Origin of the sequence: Erythrobacter sp. WG (assembly GCF_026586795.1) — a bacterium.
In the GTDB taxonomy this organism is placed as follows: Bacteria; Pseudomonadota; Alphaproteobacteria; order Sphingomonadales; family Sphingomonadaceae; genus Erythrobacter.
The window spans coordinates 1-15,483 of the sequence record NZ_JAPFGY010000015.1; the positions used below are offsets into that span (position 1 = coordinate 1).

Annotated in this window: 11 protein-coding genes; 6 read left to right on the plus strand and 5 right to left on the minus strand. The window is 69.4% G+C overall.

Annotation, left to right across the window (positions count from 1 at the left end):
• Nucleotides 1-87: 87 nt before the first annotated feature.
• Nucleotides 88-990: a prolipoprotein diacylglyceryl transferase gene (gene lgt / locus OPU67_RS09160; RefSeq protein ID WP_267619230.1), complete on the minus strand. Its 903-nt coding sequence runs from the start codon at nt 988-990 to the stop codon at nt 88-90.
• A 178-nt stretch (nt 991-1,168) separates the two neighbouring features.
• On the opposite strand from lgt, the gene OPU67_RS09165 reads away from it, so the two are divergent.
• The 3 genes from OPU67_RS09165 to OPU67_RS09175 all read left to right on the plus strand — a co-directional run bounded on the left by OPU67_RS09165 (nt 1,169) and on the right by OPU67_RS09175 (nt 8,534).
• Nucleotides 1,169-2,896 carry a class I adenylate-forming enzyme family protein gene (locus OPU67_RS09165; protein ID WP_267619231.1) on the plus strand — a complete coding sequence of 576 codons (1,728 nt, stop codon included), beginning with the start codon at nt 1,169-1,171 and terminating at the stop codon, nt 2,894-2,896.
• 20 nt (nt 2,897-2,916) lie between these two features.
• Nucleotides 2,917-5,676 (plus strand): [protein-PII] uridylyltransferase, encoded by a 2,760-nt coding sequence (locus OPU67_RS09170; RefSeq protein WP_267619232.1) that lies wholly within the window; start codon nt 2,917-2,919, stop codon nt 5,674-5,676.
• A gap of 110 nt (nt 5,677-5,786) precedes the next feature.
• Nucleotides 5,787-8,534, plus strand: coding sequence for a TonB-dependent receptor (locus OPU67_RS09175; RefSeq protein WP_267619233.1), 2,748 nt, complete (start codon nt 5,787-5,789; stop codon nt 8,532-8,534).
• A 96-nt stretch (nt 8,535-8,630) separates the two neighbouring features.
• On the opposite strand, the gene OPU67_RS09180 is transcribed toward OPU67_RS09175, so the two are convergent.
• The gene (locus tag OPU67_RS09180; RefSeq protein ID WP_267619234.1) at nt 8,631-9,290 is read right to left on the minus strand and encodes a YggS family pyridoxal phosphate-dependent enzyme; all 660 of its coding nucleotides are present in this window, start codon (nt 9,288-9,290) and stop codon (nt 8,631-8,633) included.
• Here OPU67_RS09180 and OPU67_RS09185 point away from each other — a divergent pair.
• The 3 genes from OPU67_RS09185 (at nt 9,289) to OPU67_RS09195 (ending at nt 12,559) form a co-directional block, all read left to right on the plus strand.
• On the plus strand, nt 9,289-9,852 hold the full coding sequence (locus tag OPU67_RS09185; protein WP_267619235.1) for a thiamine phosphate synthase: 564 nt from the start codon (nt 9,289-9,291) through the stop codon (nt 9,850-9,852). The two genes, OPU67_RS09180 and OPU67_RS09185, sit on opposite strands and share 2 nt — an antisense overlap.
• Complete coding sequence (locus OPU67_RS09190) at nt 9,849-10,064, plus strand: DNA translocase FtsK (protein WP_267619236.1); 216 nt, start codon at nt 9,849-9,851, stop codon at nt 10,062-10,064. The genes OPU67_RS09185 and OPU67_RS09190 overlap by 4 nt, the downstream gene beginning before the upstream one ends.
• Nucleotides 10,065-10,138: 74 nt before the next feature.
• Entirely contained in the window at nt 10,139-12,559 is a 2,421-nt protein-coding gene (locus tag OPU67_RS09195) for a DNA translocase FtsK (protein WP_267619237.1), read from the plus strand.
• 9 nt (nt 12,560-12,568) lie between these two features.
• On the opposite strand, the gene OPU67_RS09200 is transcribed toward OPU67_RS09195, so the two are convergent.
• From OPU67_RS09200 to OPU67_RS09210, 3 genes are read right to left on the minus strand one after another with little or no spacing between them, the layout of a single operon-like run.
• Complete coding sequence (locus tag OPU67_RS09200) at nt 12,569-13,120, minus strand: GDYXXLXY domain-containing protein (RefSeq protein WP_267619238.1); 552 nt, start codon at nt 13,118-13,120, stop codon at nt 12,569-12,571.
• A complete protein-coding gene (locus OPU67_RS09205; protein ID WP_267619239.1) occupies nt 13,117-14,253 on the minus strand; it encodes a DUF2157 domain-containing protein in 1,137 nt (378 codons plus the stop codon). The genes OPU67_RS09200 and OPU67_RS09205 overlap by 4 nt, the downstream gene beginning before the upstream one ends.
• A 47-nt stretch (nt 14,254-14,300) precedes the next feature.
• Entirely contained in the window at nt 14,301-15,359 is a 1,059-nt protein-coding gene (locus tag OPU67_RS09210; RefSeq protein ID WP_267619240.1) for a substrate-binding domain-containing protein, read from the minus strand.
• Between the last annotated feature and the right edge of the window lie 124 nt (nt 15,360-15,483).

The window sequence follows — 15,483 nt, forward strand, 5'->3', positions numbered from 1 at the left end:
CGGCAGGCGCGGGCGCACCGCGCGGGTCCGTCGCGGGCTCGATCAGCCGCAGCGCGCTGCGCCACACCCCGGGCGCGTCGGCGGCGCTCAGGCCGGTGCGGTCGTCCCCGCCGCCAGCGGCTTCCGGCGCAGCGCGAAGAGCACGACAATCAACCCAGTCAGGATCAGCGGTATGGTCAGCCATTGGCCCATCGATAGCCCGGTGCGGGCGGCAAAGTCAGCCAGTTGTTGGTCCGGCTGGCGGAAAAACTCATTGACGAAGCGCGCACACCCCATGCCGGTGGTGAACACCCCCGCCAGCAGCCCGGGGCGGTAGCGCGCGCGGGTCTTCCAGAACAGCAGCAGCATGATGACGAGCATCGCCAGCCCCTCGAGCCCGGCCTGGTAGAGCTGGCTGGGATGGCGCGCGACATCGCCCGCGCCGGGGAAGACCATCGCCCAGGGCACGTCGGTCGGGCCGCGGCCCCACAGCTCGCCGTTGACGAAGTTGGCGAGCCGCCCGAGCAGCATCCCCATCGGCACGCCGACGCTGACATAGTCGACCACGCGGATGAAGTTCAGCTTGTCGCGCCACGCCACGAAGGCCATCGCCGCGGTCACGCCGATGAGGCCGCCGTGGAAGCTCATGCCCCCGTCCCACAGGCGCAGCAACCGCCAGGACACCAGGCCATCGCCCGAGAAATCGGTGAAGGCGGAAGGGATGCCGGTCTCGCCCCCGGTGTAGAACGCCGCATAGCCCAGCCGCCCGCCGAGAATCACCCCGAGCGTGCAGTAGAAGAACAGGTCGTCGGCATGGCGCTGCGCCATCGGCGCGCCGGGCTGCTTCAGGGCGACCGAGGTGTGCCAATAGGCGAAGATCACGCCCAGCAGGTAGGCGAGCGAATAGAACCTCAGCGTGAAGAACCCGAGGTCGATCCCCGGCTGCAGGCCCAGATCGGTCCAGTAGATCGGATCGGCGGCGCCGGCGCTTGCGGCAAGTAGTGACAGCACGGGGCGAACCTCTTATTGCAATGATATGCCGTATCGGCGGGCCATCTGCGGGCCCCGGTCGCGCTGGCGCTTCTGGCACAGCATCCGGGGCAGGGGAAGGGGCACGGGGACGCCGGGCGGAATGGGACAGGCCATCCGGACACCGGCAGGCCGCAACACGAGAGAGAGGAAACCACGCATGCCCACGCAGCTGGACAATGCGCTCGAAGGCATCATGGCCGCGCTGACCGCCGAGGGTCAGCCCTTCGCCACCGTGCCCTTCGAACGCGACGGGATCGCCATGCCTGCCTTCATCGGCGCGCCGCCGACGCTCGCGCATTACTTCGCCCACTTCAGCCAGCAGAACGCCGCGCTGCCCTTCCTCGTCGACGGCGAGGTGCGCCTGACCTTCGGCGAGACCTATGCCGCCGCCACCCGCGTCGCCGAAGGGCTGATCCGCAATCACGGCGTCGCCAAGGGCGACCGCATCGCCATCGCCGCGCGCAATTCCGCCAATTGGATGATCGCCTACATGGGCGTCATCATGGCGGGCGGCTGCGCGACCCTGCTCAACGGCTTTTCGAGCGGCGATGAACTCGCCTACGCGATCGACCTTGCCGAGGCGAAGCTGGTGCTCGCCGACGAAGGCCGCGCCGCCCGGCTCGAGGGGCACGCCCACGGCGCCAAGGTTGTGGTCTTCAGCCACGGCAACCCGCCAGCCGAAGGTCTCGCCGCCGCCTGGGCCGAGCCGGAAGGCACCCCCGCCGCGATCGCGCTACTCGGCGAGCTCGGCCCTGATGACCTCGCGACGATCCTCTACACCTCGGGCTCGACCGGCAAGTCGAAGGGCGCCTGGTCCGATCATCGCGGCGTCGTCCACGGGATCATGAGCTATGTCGCGCAGTCGGCGATGGCCAAGGTGCTGGTCGAAAGCCAGGGCGAGGTCCTGAGCGACCAGCCCTGCGCGCTCGTCGCGGTGCCGCTGTTCCACGTCACCGGCGAGATCCCGCTGTTCCTGCAAAGCTTCGCCATCGCGAGGAAGCTCGTGCTGATGCCCAAGTGGGACGCGGGGCTCGCGATCCGGCTGATGGCCGAGGAAAAGGTTTCCTACTTCGTCGGCGTGCCGCTGATGAGCTACGAGATCGCCAACCACCCCGACCGCGACAAGTACGACCTGTCGGCGTGCAAGAGCTTCGCCGCGGGCGGCGCGCCGCGCCCGGTGGAACACGTCAACCGCATCAAGGAGGCCTTCCCCGAAGGCTTCCCGCTGCTCGGCTACGGCCTCACCGAGACCAACGCGGTGGGCTGCGGCAACTTCAACGAGAACTATCTCGCCAAGCCCGGCTCGACGGGCCGCGCTTCGAAGCCGCTGGTCGAGCTGCGCATCCTCGACGACATGGGCAAGGAGCTTCCGCAGGGCCAGGTCGGCGAGGTGTGCATCCGCTCGGTCGCGAACTTCCGCGGCTACTGGAAGAACCCCGAAGCCACCAAGGCCGCCTTCACCGACACCGGCTTCTTCCGCACCGGCGACCTGGGCTACCTCGACGAGGACGACTACCTGTTCATCGTCGACCGCAAGAAGGACATCATCATCCGCGGCGGCGAAAACATCTCGTGCATCGAGGTGGAGGACGCGATCTACGCGCATGACGACGTGGGCGAATGCTCGGTCTTCGGCCTGCCCGACGAGCGGTTCGGCGAGGTTCCGGCGGCGGTCTATGCGATGAAGGAGGGCCGGCCGGCGCTCTCGCCGGGCGAGCTGCGCGCCTTCCTGCTGGAACGGATCGCGCCCTTCAAGGTGCCGCTCGAACACCAGATCTGGCTGGTCGAGGAAGCCCTGCCGCGCCTCGGCACGCAGAAGATCGACAAGCGCGCGGTCAAGGCCCGCTTCCTTGACGTCGCGGCGCAAGGGGTGGTCGCCGCGTGATCGCGCGGTGAGCCTGTCCCGTGAGCCCTAGGCGCGTCCCCGGGCAGCGCGCGATCATCGACCGGCGGATGCTGGCCGAGGAGATCGCGTCGCTGCACGCGGCGCAGGGAAGCGCTGCGCGCCCCGCGATCGTCACCGCACTGCGGATGGCATTGGACGAGGGGCGGCACGAACTCGCGCGGCGGCTGGAGGCGACGCCGTCCGCCGGGCACGAGGTCACCGCTGGCTACAGCTTCCTCATCGACCAGCTGCTGCGGGTGATCCACGATCACGTCACCGCGCATCTCTACCCCGTCCCCAATCGCACCCAGGCCGAACGCCTCGCGATCCTCGCGGTGGGCGGCTACGGCCGGGCGGAGATGGCGCCGCATTCGGACGTCGATGTCGCCTTCATCACGCCGATGAAGCGCGCGCCGTGGTGCGAGCAGGTAATCGAGGCGATGCTCTACCTGCTGTGGGATCTGGGCCTCAAGGTCGGCCATTCCAGCCGCACCGTCGGCGACACGATCCGCATGGCAAAGGAGGACCTGACGATCCGCACTGCCCTCCTCGAAGGGCGGCTGGTGTGGGGCGAACAGGCGCTCTACGAGGAGCTGCGCAGCCGCTTCTGGAACGAGGTCGCGCGCGGCAACGAACGCCAGTTCCTGACCCAGAAGCTTGCCGAGCGCGATGCCCGGCACAAGCGCATGGGCGACAGCCGCTACGTGGTCGAACCCAACATCAAGGAGGGCAAGGGCGCGCTGCGCGATCTCCAGACGCTCTACTGGATCGGCAAGTTCGTCCACCGCGTCGGCAGCGCCTCGGAGCTGGTCGACGTCGGGCTGCTGACGCCCAGCGAATACCGCAGCTTCCGCCGCGCCGAAGGCTTCCTGCTCGCGGTGCGCTGCCATATGCACATCCTCACCGACCGCGCCGAGGACCGCCTGACCTTCGACCTCCAACGCGCCGTGGCCGAGCGGATGCTGTTCGCCGAGCGCCCGGGCAAGAGCGCGGTCGAACGGTTCATGCAGTATTACTTCCTTCAGGTGAAACGGGTCGGCAGCCTCACCGGCGTGTTCCTCGCGCACTTGGACGAGGAGTTCGCGCGCAAGCGCCCGCGCACCGGCTTTTTCGCCGGGTGGGTCCAGCGGCCGCGGATGTTCAAGGGCTACAGCATCGATGCGGGGCGCATCCGCGCCCCGGGCGACGACTGGTTCCGGAACGATCCGGTGCGGCTCATCGAGGTCTTCCAGCTGGCCGAGGCCGAGGGGCTCGAGGTGCATCCCGAAACGATGCGCCAGGCGGGGCGCGATGCGAAGCTGATCGACGGCAGGCTGCGCCGCGACAAGCGCGCCAACGCGCTGTTCCTCGAGCTGCTGGCGGGCCGCAAGGACCCCGAAACGGCGCTGCGCTGGATGAACGAGGCGGGCGTGTTCGGCCGCTTCGTGCCCGATTTCGGCCGCGTCAACGCGCAGATGCAGTTCGACATGTATCACCACTACACGGTCGACGAGCACACCATCCGCGCCATCGGGCTGCTCAGCCAGATCGAGCGCGGGCTGCTCGCCGCCGACCATCCGCGCGCCACCGCCGAGTTCCCCAAGCTCGCCTCGCGCCGCGCGCTGTTCGTGGCGGTGCTGCTCCACGACATCGCCAAGGGGCGCGGGGGGGACCATTCGGTGCTCGGCGCCGAGGTCGCGCACCGGCTGGGTCCGCGCTTCGGCCTCGACGAGAAGGAGACCGCGCTGGTCGCCTGGCTGGTGCTCCACCACCTGCTGATGAGCCGCACCGCGCAGAAGCGCGACCTCACCGATCCCAAGACCATCGAGGATTTCGTCGCAGAGGTGCAGAGCCTGGAGCGCCTGCGCAACCTCGCGATCCTCACTGCGGTCGATATCCGTGCGGTGGGGCCGGGGACCTGGAACTCGTGGAAGGCGCAGCTTCTGGGCGAGCTCTACGATGCCGCCAAGGAGCGCCTCAGGCTCGGCCACAAGGGCAGCGGGCGCAAGCAGCGCGTGGCGGCCAAGAAGGACGCCGCCGCGCGGCTGCTGGGCGAGGACGGGCATCTCGTCGATTCCATCGGCGCGCAGCTCGGCGATGCCTACTGGATCGCCGAGCCCGAGGACATCATCGCTAGCAACATCGCGCAATACGACGCCGCCCAGGCCGCCGGCGAGGCGCTCTCGATCCAGTGCGAGGTCGACGAGACGCGCGGCGCGACGCGGGTCAGCGTGATCGCGGCGGACCACCCGGGCCTGTTCTACCGCATGGCGGGCGGCATCCATCTTGCGGGCGCCAACATCATCGATGCGCGCATCCACACCGCGAGGAGCGGCTATGCGGTCGACAACTTCCTGGTGCAGGACCACAACGGCCAGCCGTTCAGGGAAGAGGCGCAGATGGCCCGGATCGACAAGGGCATCCGCGACGCGCTGCTCGCCAAGGTCGAACTGGTGCCCAAGCTCGCCGCGCGGCCGCTCGCCCATTCGCGCGCCAACGCCTTCGACGTCGCCCCGCAGGTCGGTTTCGACAACAACGCCTCGAACCACTTCACAGTGATCGAGGTGACCGCCCGCGACCGTCCGGCGCTGCTCAACCGGCTCGCCCATGCGCTCTACAAGGCGAGCCTGATTGTCCATTCGGCGCACATCACCGCCTATGGCGAGGCGGCGGCGGATACCTTCTACGTGACCGATCTCACCGGCGCCAAGATCAAGGCGCCCGAACGGCTTGCCGAGATCGAGGCGGCGCTGCTCGCTGCGGCCAGCGACGAGCGGCAGGAGCAGCTCGAAAAGGCATGAATGCCACACAGGTCCAAAAATTGTGACCACCGCGCGAAAGCCGGTTGCGCTGGGCAGGGGAAGCGGTAGGCAAGCGACAAAACAAGCGCCTTGCTGGGGAGAGAGATATCATGGGACAGTTGACTTCGCTGCGTGCGTTGGCGCTTCTTGGCGCCGGGATGGCCTTCATGCCCACCACCGCCTTCGCGCAAGACGCGCAGGATGCGCAGGAGGAGGCCGCGTCCGACCTGCAGCCCGATAACGTCATCATCGTCACCACCCAGGGCCGCCGCCAGGCGCTCGCCGACGTGCCGGTCGCGATCTCGGCGGTCGACGCCACCGCCCTGCGCAACTCCGGCGCCAACGACATCCGCCAGCTGAACCAGCTCGCGCCCTCGCTGCTCGTCTCCTCGACGGGCTCGGAAGCGAACGGTTCGGCGCGTATCCGCGGGATCGGCACGGTCGGCGACAACCCCGGCCTTGAAAGCTCGGTCCCGGTGTTCATCGACGGCGTATATCGTTCGCGTTCGGGCATCGGCCTCAACGAGTTGGGCGAGATCGACCGCATCGAAGTGCAGCGCGGTCCGCAGGGCACGCTCGGCGGGCGCAACTCCTCGGCGGGTCTCATCAGCATCTATTCGCGTGCGCCCGATTTCGAATTCGCCGCCAACGGCGAAGTGACTTACGGCAACTTCAACTTCTGGCGCCTTGCCGCCGGGATCACCGCCCCGCTCAGCGAAACCGTCTCGACCCGCTTCGACGGCGTGTTCGTGAAGCGTGACGGCTTCTATTTCGACCCGGCCAACAACACCGACGTCAACGACCGCAACCGCTTCTTCGTGCGCGGGCAGGTGCTGTTCGAACCCAACGACGCGCTGTCGATCCGCCTGATCGCGGACTACACCTACCGCGACGAAAAGTGCTGCGGCGCCACCTATGTCGACGGCAGCGTGAACCCCTTCATCGGCGCGCTCAACAACCCCTCGACGCCGCTCACCCCGCTTTCGCCCAACGGCAACAACATCATCAACGTGCTGCGCGACCTCGGCCAGAACCTGGGTGCCTTGAATCAGGGCTATTCGCGCAACATCTCCTCGACCCCGGGCCGCAGCTTCCAGGGCATTACCAAGGATTACGGCTTCTCGGGCCAGATCGATTACGACTTCGGCGGCGCCAAGCTGACCTCGATCACCGCCTATCGCGAATACCGTTCGGGCCAGGGGTCCGACACCGACTACGGCACGGTCGACATCCTGTTCCGCACGCCGAGCGACAACGCCTACCGCCAGTTCCACACCTTCACCCAGGAACTGCGCCTGCAGGGCGAGGCTTTCGGCGGCACGCTCGACTGGCTCGTCGGCGGCTTCTTCGCCAACGAGAAGCTGACCGTGCGCGACAACCTGCGGTTCGGCAACCAGTATGGCCGCTTCGCCACCTGCCGTCTGGTCTCGGGCGGCGGGCTTGCGGGCTTCTATTCGCCGGGCGGGGCGGGCTGTCTTTCGCCGGTGGGCCGGGGCGCGATCGCCGCCGGCGCGGCGACCGGCGGCTCTGCGGTGGTCGGCGGCGCGCTGCTGGCGGCCATCGACCGGCTCGACTCCGTCAACAACCGCGGCTCGACCGACGACCGCTACTTCCAGGACGGCACCAACTGGGCGCTGTTCACGCACAACATCGTGCACATCACCGATCGGCTCGATCTGACCCTCGGCCTGCGTTACACCCGTGACGCCAAGGACTTCTCGGCGACCTTCGGCAACGACAACGTCGCCTGCCCGGCGCAGCAGGCCGCCCTGCAGCCGTTCCTGGCGACCCTGGGCGCGACCGCTGCGGGCCTGATCGGCCTGACCTGCCAGGGCAACTCGACCGCGGAACTGAACGGCGTCTCGATCGCCGACGAGCGCCGTGAAAGCGAGTGGACCGGCACCGCAATCCTCTCGTACAAGCTGACCGACGACCTGCTGACCTACGCCAGCTACGCGCGCGGCTACAAGGCGGGCGGCTTCAACCTCGACCGCTCGGCGCTGAAGTCGCCGATCTCGAGCTTCGCTTCGGTCGGTGGGGCGCCCGAACTGGTCGGCGCCCTCCAGTTCGATCCCGAGCTGGTCGACAGCTACGAAATCGGCGCCAAGTACGCGAGCCGCAGCCTCAACATCAGCGTTGCCGCGTTCCGTTCGGATTTCAGCAACTTCCAGCTGAACACCTTCAACGGCACGGTCTTCCTGGTGCAGAACGTCAACGGCTGCTCGGCCAGCCTGAACGGCGGGGACCGCGATCTCAGCCCGGTCACCGGCGCGTGCGCGGCCAGCAACCTCAGCTACGGCGTGCGCACTCAGGGCGTCGAGCTCGAGGCGCTGCTGATTCCGGCGCGCAACTTCCAGGTCGGCGCGGGTCTCACCTATGCCCGCACCCGCTACCGCGGCAACCTCGTCGGCAACGCGGCCGGCGCTCCGCTCGATCCCGCGCTGCGGGTGCTGCCCGGTCAGCAACTGTCGAATGCGCCGGAACTCGTCGCCACCGGCAGCGTCACCTGGACTCCGGAGCTCGGCCGCGGCCTCACCGGCCTCGTCTATATCGACAGCCGCCTGAACTCGGACTTCAACACCGGGTCGGACCTGTTCCCGCAGAAGCTCCAGGACAGCTTCGCGGTGTTCAACGCCCGCCTCGGCATCCGCGGGCCTGACCAGCGCTGGGCGCTGGAAGTCTGGGGACAGAATATCTTCAACAAGGACTTCGCGCAGGTCGCGTTCAACTCGCCCTTCCAGGCCGGCACGGGCTCGGCGCCCTTCGTCGACCCGCAGTTCCCGGGCGGCCGGCAGATTTTCTCGCAGTTCCTCGGCGAACCGCGCACCTACGGCATCACCGCGCGCTTCGACTTCTGATCGATCGCGGGCGCGTGAAAAAAGGGGCGCTCCGGCAACGGGGCGCCCCTTTTGCGTGGTCTTGCGCTGCGGGGCCCGAGGCCCGGTGGCGGGGCCTCAGCGCGCGCCGAACAGCGCGGTGCCGACCCTGACGTGGCTCGCGCCGAGTATCACGGCGGTTTCGTAATCGCCGCTCATGCCCATGCTGAGGCCAGTAACGCCGTGATCGGCGGCCAGCTTGGCAAGAAGGGCAAAGAACGGCGCGGCCTCGGTGCCCGCCGGGGGGATGCACATCAGGCCTGCGAGCGGGATCGCGGTGGCGCGCACCTCAGCCAGAAACGCGGGGAGATTGGCGAGCGGGCAGCCACCCTTCTGCGGCTCGTCGCCGATATTGACCTGCACGAAGCAGGGCACCTGCCGCCCCGCCTTGTCCATCGCCCTGGCGAGCGCGGTCAGCAGGCTCGGCCGGTCGAGCGAATGGATCGCGTCGAACAGCGCCACCGCCTCGTCCGCCTTGTTCGATTGCAGCTGGCCGATGAGGTGCAGGACAATATCCGGGTGCGCCTCGCGCAGCGCGGGCCACTTGGCCCCGGCCTCCTGCACCCGGTTCTCGCCGAAGACCCGCTGGCCCGCGTCGATCAATGGCCGGATCGCGGGGGCGTCGTGGGTCTTGCTGACCGCGATCAGCGTCACCTCGGCGGGCGCGCGGCGGGCAGGCTTGCACGCGCGGGCGATATTGGCGTTCACGTCGGCGAGGCGGGAGGATGCGCTTTCCATGGCGGCGCTGTATAGCGCCCCGGTGGCGCGCGCAAAGACCCTCCCCGGCCTGTGGCTGATCTCCGACGCCCGCAACGATGCGCGGCTGGAGGGGGCCCTCGCCGCGCTGCCGCGCGGCTCGGGGTTGATCTACCGGCATTATCATCTGGCGGGGCCTGAACGGCTCGCGCGGTTCCGGGCGCTGCGCCGGATCGCGCGCGCGCGGGGGCACCGGATCGTGCTGGCGGACTCGGCCCTGACCGCCCGGGAATGGGGCGCAGACGGGATCTACGGGAGCCCCCGCGCCCTGTGGCCGCGCCGGGCGGGGCTGCTCCACCTCGCGACCGCGCACGACCTTGCCGAGCTGGCCCTTGCCGCAAGGCTCGGCGCGGATGCGGCGCTGCTCTCCCCGGTGTTCGCGACCCGCTCGCACCCGGGCGGCAAGGTGCTGGGGCCGGTGCGCTTCGGGCTGCTGGCGCGGCAATCGCCGATCCCGGTGATCGCACTCGGGGGCATGACCCATCGCCGGGCACGCGCGCTCGGCTGGCCGCGCTGGGCCGCGATCGACGGTCTCAGCCGATGACCGGCGACGACGAGGACGCCCTGTACCGCCGGGGGTGCGAGTACGACGACGCGCTTTACATCCGAGCCTGCGAATACGTGGTGCAGCACGGCGAGACCCGGATCTCGGTGCTCCAGCGCCGGTTCCGGGTGGGCTTCAACCAGGCGTCGCGCTGGGTCGAGCGGATGCGCGCCAATGGTGTGATCCCGATGCCGCGCGACCGCCTTCACTGATTGCCCCGGGCGCAAAAGGGTTTGACCCTTGTCCCCGCAGGATTCATGATGTGTTCCGCACAGGAGACTCCCCCATGGCCAGCCGCGCGGCGCCCCTTACCAAACCCGGTCGCCAGACCGATGCCGAATGGCGCACGGGGCTGCGCCGGACCTTGCGCCGCCTGGTTCAGATGACCGGCGCCGGGCTGCTGCTCGGCATGGCGGTGTTCCTCGCGCTCGCGCTCGCCAGCTACACCCAGACCGATCCCTCCCCCTCGACCGCCGCGGACCCCGCCGAGGTCAAGAACTGGATGGGCGCCGCCGGGGCCTGGGCGGCGGACCGGGTGCTGCTGATCTTCGGCCTGCCGGGCGCGCTGCTGCTGCCGCTGCTCTATGTCAGCGCGCGCAAGCTGTGGCGCGACGTCGAGAACGGGGACGAGCCCGAGACCACCGGCTGGTGGATGCCCGCCGCGCTGCTGCTGATCGCGGCGAGCCTGATCGCCACCGTCCTCAGCCTCGTCTTCACCGCGCCTGGCGGGACGCTGCCCGCCCAGGCCGGGGGCCTCACCGGCCTGCTCGGCGCGAGCGCGGTGCAGGCGATCGCCGCGCGCTTCGGCGAAGGGGCGCAAGGCTGGGTGATCCTCGCCTTGGCGCTTGCCTGCCTTGCCGGCGGGGTGGCGCTGCTCACCCGGGTGTTCGCGATCGACTGGCGGGTGCTGATGAGCCTGCCCGAATTCCTCGGCGGCGGGAGCCTCGCCGGGCTCGCCCGCCGCCTGCCGCTGCCGGGGCATGAGCGGATGCCCGCGCTGGCCTTCGCCGGCGGCGATGCCGACGATACGGACGCGGACGAGGACGCCCCCGCCCGCCCGCGCCGCGCCGCCGCCGCCAAGCCCGCGCCGGAGATCGAGGAGCGGCCCCGCCGCAGCCCCGAGATCACCGATCCCTCCGCCCCGCCCAAGCGCGCCGCCACCGCCCGCACCGCGCAGGCCGATATGTTCGCCCCCTTCAGCCTGCCGAGCCTCGATCTCCTCGCCGAGCCGCCGACCGACAAGGGACCCAAGCTCGACAAGCTGGCGCTGGAGCGCAACGCACGGCTGCTCGAGAACGTGCTCGGCGATTTCAACGTGAAAGGCGAGATCACCGCCGTGCGCATGGGCCCGGTTGTCACCATGTACGAGCTGGAACCCGCGCCGGGCATCAAGGCGAGCCGGGTGATCGGCCTGGCCGAGGACATCGCCCGCAACATGAGCGCGATTTCCGCGCGCGTCTCGCCGATCCCGGGGCGCACCGTCATGGGCATCGAGCTGCCCAACCAGGATCGCCAGACGGTGATGCTCAAGGAACTGGCCGCCGCCGCCGCCTTCCAGGACGCGAAGGGCAACCTCCCCGTGATCCTCGGCAAGGACATCGCGGGCGAGCCGATCATCGCCGATCTGGCCGCGATGCCGCACCTGCTGGTTGCCGGGACCACCGGGTCGGGCAAGTCGGTGGGGCTTAACGTGATCCTGCTCAGCCTGCTCTACCGCTTCACGCCGGCCGAGCTGCGCCTGATCCTGATCGATCCCAAGGTGCTCGAGCTCAAGATCTACGACAACATCCCGCACCTGCTCTCGCCGGTCGTGACCGAGCCGGCCAAGTCGGTGCGGGCCCTCAAATGGGCCGTCGAGGAGATGGAGCGGCGCTACCGGATGATGAGCGCGATCGGTTCGCGCAACATCGGCTCCTTCAACGAGAAGGTCGCGGGCGCGATCGCCAAGGGCAAGCCGCTGGGCCGCCGGGTGCAGACCGGCTTCGACCCGGAGACCGGCGAGCCTTTGTTCGAGGAGGAACAGCTCGATTACCAGCCGCTCCCGCAGATCGTGCTGATCGTCGACGAGCTGGCGGACCTGATGGTCACCGTCGGCAAGGAGATCGAGGTGCTGATCCAGCGCCTCAGCCAGAAGAGTCGCGCGGCGGGCATCCACCTCATCATGGCGACCCAGCGCCCCTCGGTCGACGTCATCACCGGGGTCATCAAGGCGAACCTGCCGACCCGCATCAGCTTCAAGGTGACGAGCCGGATCGACAGCCGCACGATCCTCGGCGAACAGGGGGCCGAGCAGCTGCTGGGCCGGGGCGATATGCTCTACAAGCCCAACACCGGGGCGATGGTGCGCGTCCACGGGCCGTTCGTCTCCGACGAGGAGGTGGAAGCGATTGCCGATCACTGGCGCGCGCAAGGCGCGCCGGCCTATGTCGATGCCGTGACCGAGGAGCCCGAGGACGGCTTCGGCTTCGGCTTCGAGGACGACCTCACCGCCTCGGACAACCCGGAAGAACGCAAGTATCGCCAGGCCTGCCAGATCGTCTTCGAGAACCAGAAGGCGTCCGGCAGCTGGCTCCAGCGGCAGATGGGGGTGGGCTACAACACCGCCGCCAAGTGGATCGAGCGGATGGAGCACGACGGCTTCGTTGGCCCGGCAAACCATGTCGGCCGCCGCGAAATCTACCGCGACAAGGACGGCAACCCGCTCTAGGCACGGGGCCTATTGCTCCATGATCGGCGGCGCCGCGGGCTCCAGCGAGGGCGGCGGCGCGTCGCGCGCGGCGCGCTCGGCGGGGGTCAGTGGACGCAGGCGGATGTCGACCACCGCGAAGCTGCCGTCCTCGCGCTGGCGGATGGTCACCACCCCGCGCCGGTCGCGGTCGCGCAGCTCCGCATCGAGCTGGCCTGCGCGCGCCTGCCCGACATAGAGCCGGCCTTGCGCAAGGCCGCTGATCCCGTAGATGCCGTTCGGATCGGCCCGCAGCGGATGGGCGCACCGCGCGCCCTCCACCAGCGTGCGGACGCGGTCGAGCCGCGGCGCGGCGCCTTCGAGGCACAGCGCCTGTGGCCCGGGAAAGCCCTCGCTCGCGAGGCCCGGCCAGTCATAGGTGAACTCGACATAGTGCCCGCGCAGGAAATCGCGCGGGTCGTAGCCGGCGATCGGAACCTCCCATTCGGTGCCCCGGGCAAAGGTCGCGGCGCTCATGCCCCACAGCACGGCCAGCCCGCCGAGCGGGAGCAGCGCGGCGGCGAGGCGTGCGGCGCGGTTCATGCGGGCTCACCCTTGTGCGGGGCGAAGCGCCGCGCGACGCGCACCGCCGCCCACGACACGGCAAGGATCATCACCCCCGACAGGATCAGTCCGAAGCCGCTCATCAAGAGGTCTCCGGCGAGCTCGAAACTGAGAATGATCAGCCGGATCGCGATCAGCCCCACCGCGATCTGGAACACCACGCGCCAGTTGCCGGCAAGCGCGGCGGCGGCGATCCCGCCCCACAGCGCGAAGAACAGGAGCGCGGCGGGCACGGTCGCCCCGCTGATCGCATAGGCAATCGGCAGGCTCGCCCCCGCGCCGATGATGACCGCGCCGGTCATCCGCCCGGAGATGCCCGGCCGCGCCAGCACCACGCCGATCCCCGCCAGGGCCGCGAGCGCGCCGGCAAGGAGGATGCTCGCCCATTCGCCCGCCACGTGGCGCGTGCCGAAGCCGTCCCATGCCGCGATCACGGTCGCCCCCGAGGCGCTGCCGACCGCATAGGCGAAGGCGAGTTCCTCGATATCGCACCAGAAATCCTCGCGCGCGCTGCGCGTGCGCGCCCAGGCGCCGAGCGTCGCGAAGAACACCGGCGCGGTGAGCACCGCGGCGAGCCACAGCTGGCGGGCGAGCTGCACCCCGCCGTCGCGGCTGGTGGCATAGTCCCACACGCACCACACCGCGCCGATCACCACCAGCGCGGCGGTCGGCCAGCCGCGTCCGGTGAGCAGCAGCAGCGGCGCGAACAGCACCAGCCAGGCGCCCAGCGGCTGCCACAGTGGCGAGGAAGTCTGGTAGACCTGTCCGATATGCCCGAAGAAGGTGAGGCCCAATGCGGCGGCGACGAAGGCCAGCGCCTCGACCGCCCACGGGGACCGCGCCGCCAGCCGCTCCTCCCGCGCGAACAGCGCCGCCACGGCGCCCGCGATGAGGGCGAAGTGGACCGCGAGGCGCAGCGGGCCCGGGATGTCCTCCCAGTTGGCGGCGATCAGCGAGACGAGGCCGAGCCCGATCGCGAGCGCGCCGATCCCCCACACCGCCCACAGCAACAGCGGCCTTGCGTGGGCGTTCTCGTGCGCGAGCAGGCGATCGCGCGTGGCGGCGTCGATCAGTCCGGCCTTGTGCCACTCGGCGATCTTGCGCGCGCTCATGGGGGCAAGCCTAGACGCGCCCCGACCACCGCGCAATCGCGCGCGGGCTATGGCGCGGCGAGTTCCTCGCGGGTGAGCACCGTCTGGCCTTCGACCTTGGCGGCGTTGGCGGCCATGCTCTCGGGCGGCATCGCCACCATCCCGGCGCGGGTCAGCGGGCCGTCCTTGCCCCAGTTCTTCACCCATTCCTGCATGAACTCGCGAAGGCCGGGGATCGCGCGCATATGCGATTTCTTGACATAGACGTAGAGCGGGCGGGCGCCGGGATACTTGAAATCGGCGATGTTGTCGTAGGTGGCAGGCACCCCGTTCATCGGCAGGTCCTGGATCTTGTCGAGATTCTCCTCGAGGTAGGAGAAGCCGAAGATCCCCACTGCACCCGGATTGCCGGCGATCTTCTGGACGATCAGGTTGTCCTGTTCGCCCTGGTCGACATAGGCGCCGTCGTCGCGGATCTCGGTGCAGATCTGGTTGTAGCGCGCATTGTCGCTGGATTTCAGCGCCTTCATCGCCGGATCGCTGTCGCAGCCGACGTGGAGGATCAGCTCCTTGAGCGCATCGCGCGTGCCCGAGGTGGACGGCGGGCCATAGACGACGATCGGGCGCGCGGGCAGGCTCGGGTCGACATCGGCCCAAGTCCTGGCGGTCTGCGCCCGCCCATAGGGCCGCGCGGCGAGCGCCTCGTAGACGATCCTGGGCGAAAGGTTGAGCATGATCCCGCCGCGCACCGAGGCAAAGGCGATCCCGTCGAGCCCGACCTGCAATTCGATGACCTTGTCCACCCCGTTGGCGACGCAGTTGTCGAACTCTGACGGCTTCATCCGGCGCGATGCGTTGGCCATGTCCGGGGTGTCCGGCCCCAGCCCCTTGCAGAACAGCTGGATGCCGTTGCCGGTGCCGGTGGATTCGATCAGCGGCGAGCGGAAATCGGGGTTGGCCCGGGCAAAGGCCTCGGCGACGCGGGTGGCGAAGGGATAGACCGTCGAGGAGCCGACCGCGTGCACCGACTGCGCGCCCCCTCCTCCCGCATCGCACGCCGCAAGCGTGACGAGGCCGAGCACGAGGGCGATGCCGGTCGCGGCGCGGCGGAGGAGCGATGAGGGCATGGGCGATCCCGTGAGACAGGGGTGGGCGAAGAGCGCAAGAGTCCGGCTAGGCGCGCTTGGTGACACGAATGTGACGCCGATGCCACCGCGTCCGGCGCGCGGCAAGCGGGGTGCGCACGGGGTC

Coding starts and splice junctions, on each gene's coding strand:
- OPU67_RS09185 (WP_267619235.1), top strand. CDS start 9,289: ATGGCGGCGCTGTATAGCGCCCCGGTGGCGCGCGCAAAGACCCTCCCC.
- OPU67_RS09205 (WP_267619239.1), bottom strand. CDS start 14,253: ATGAGCGCGCGCAAGATCGCCGAGTGGCACAAGGCCGGACTGATCGAC.
- OPU67_RS09180 (WP_267619234.1), bottom strand. CDS start 9,290: ATGGAAAGCGCATCCTCCCGCCTCGCCGACGTGAACGCCAATATCGCC.
- OPU67_RS09175 (WP_267619233.1), top strand. CDS start 5,787: ATGGGACAGTTGACTTCGCTGCGTGCGTTGGCGCTTCTTGGCGCCGGG.
- OPU67_RS09210 (WP_267619240.1), bottom strand. CDS start 15,359: ATGCCCTCATCGCTCCTCCGCCGCGCCGCGACCGGCATCGCCCTCGTG.
- OPU67_RS09165 (WP_267619231.1), top strand. CDS start 1,169: ATGCCCACGCAGCTGGACAATGCGCTCGAAGGCATCATGGCCGCGCTG.
- OPU67_RS09200 (WP_267619238.1), bottom strand. CDS start 13,120: ATGAACCGCGCCGCACGCCTCGCCGCCGCGCTGCTCCCGCTCGGCGGG.
- OPU67_RS09190 (WP_267619236.1), top strand. CDS start 9,849: ATGACCGGCGACGACGAGGACGCCCTGTACCGCCGGGGGTGCGAGTAC.
- OPU67_RS09195 (WP_267619237.1), top strand. CDS start 10,139: ATGGCCAGCCGCGCGGCGCCCCTTACCAAACCCGGTCGCCAGACCGAT.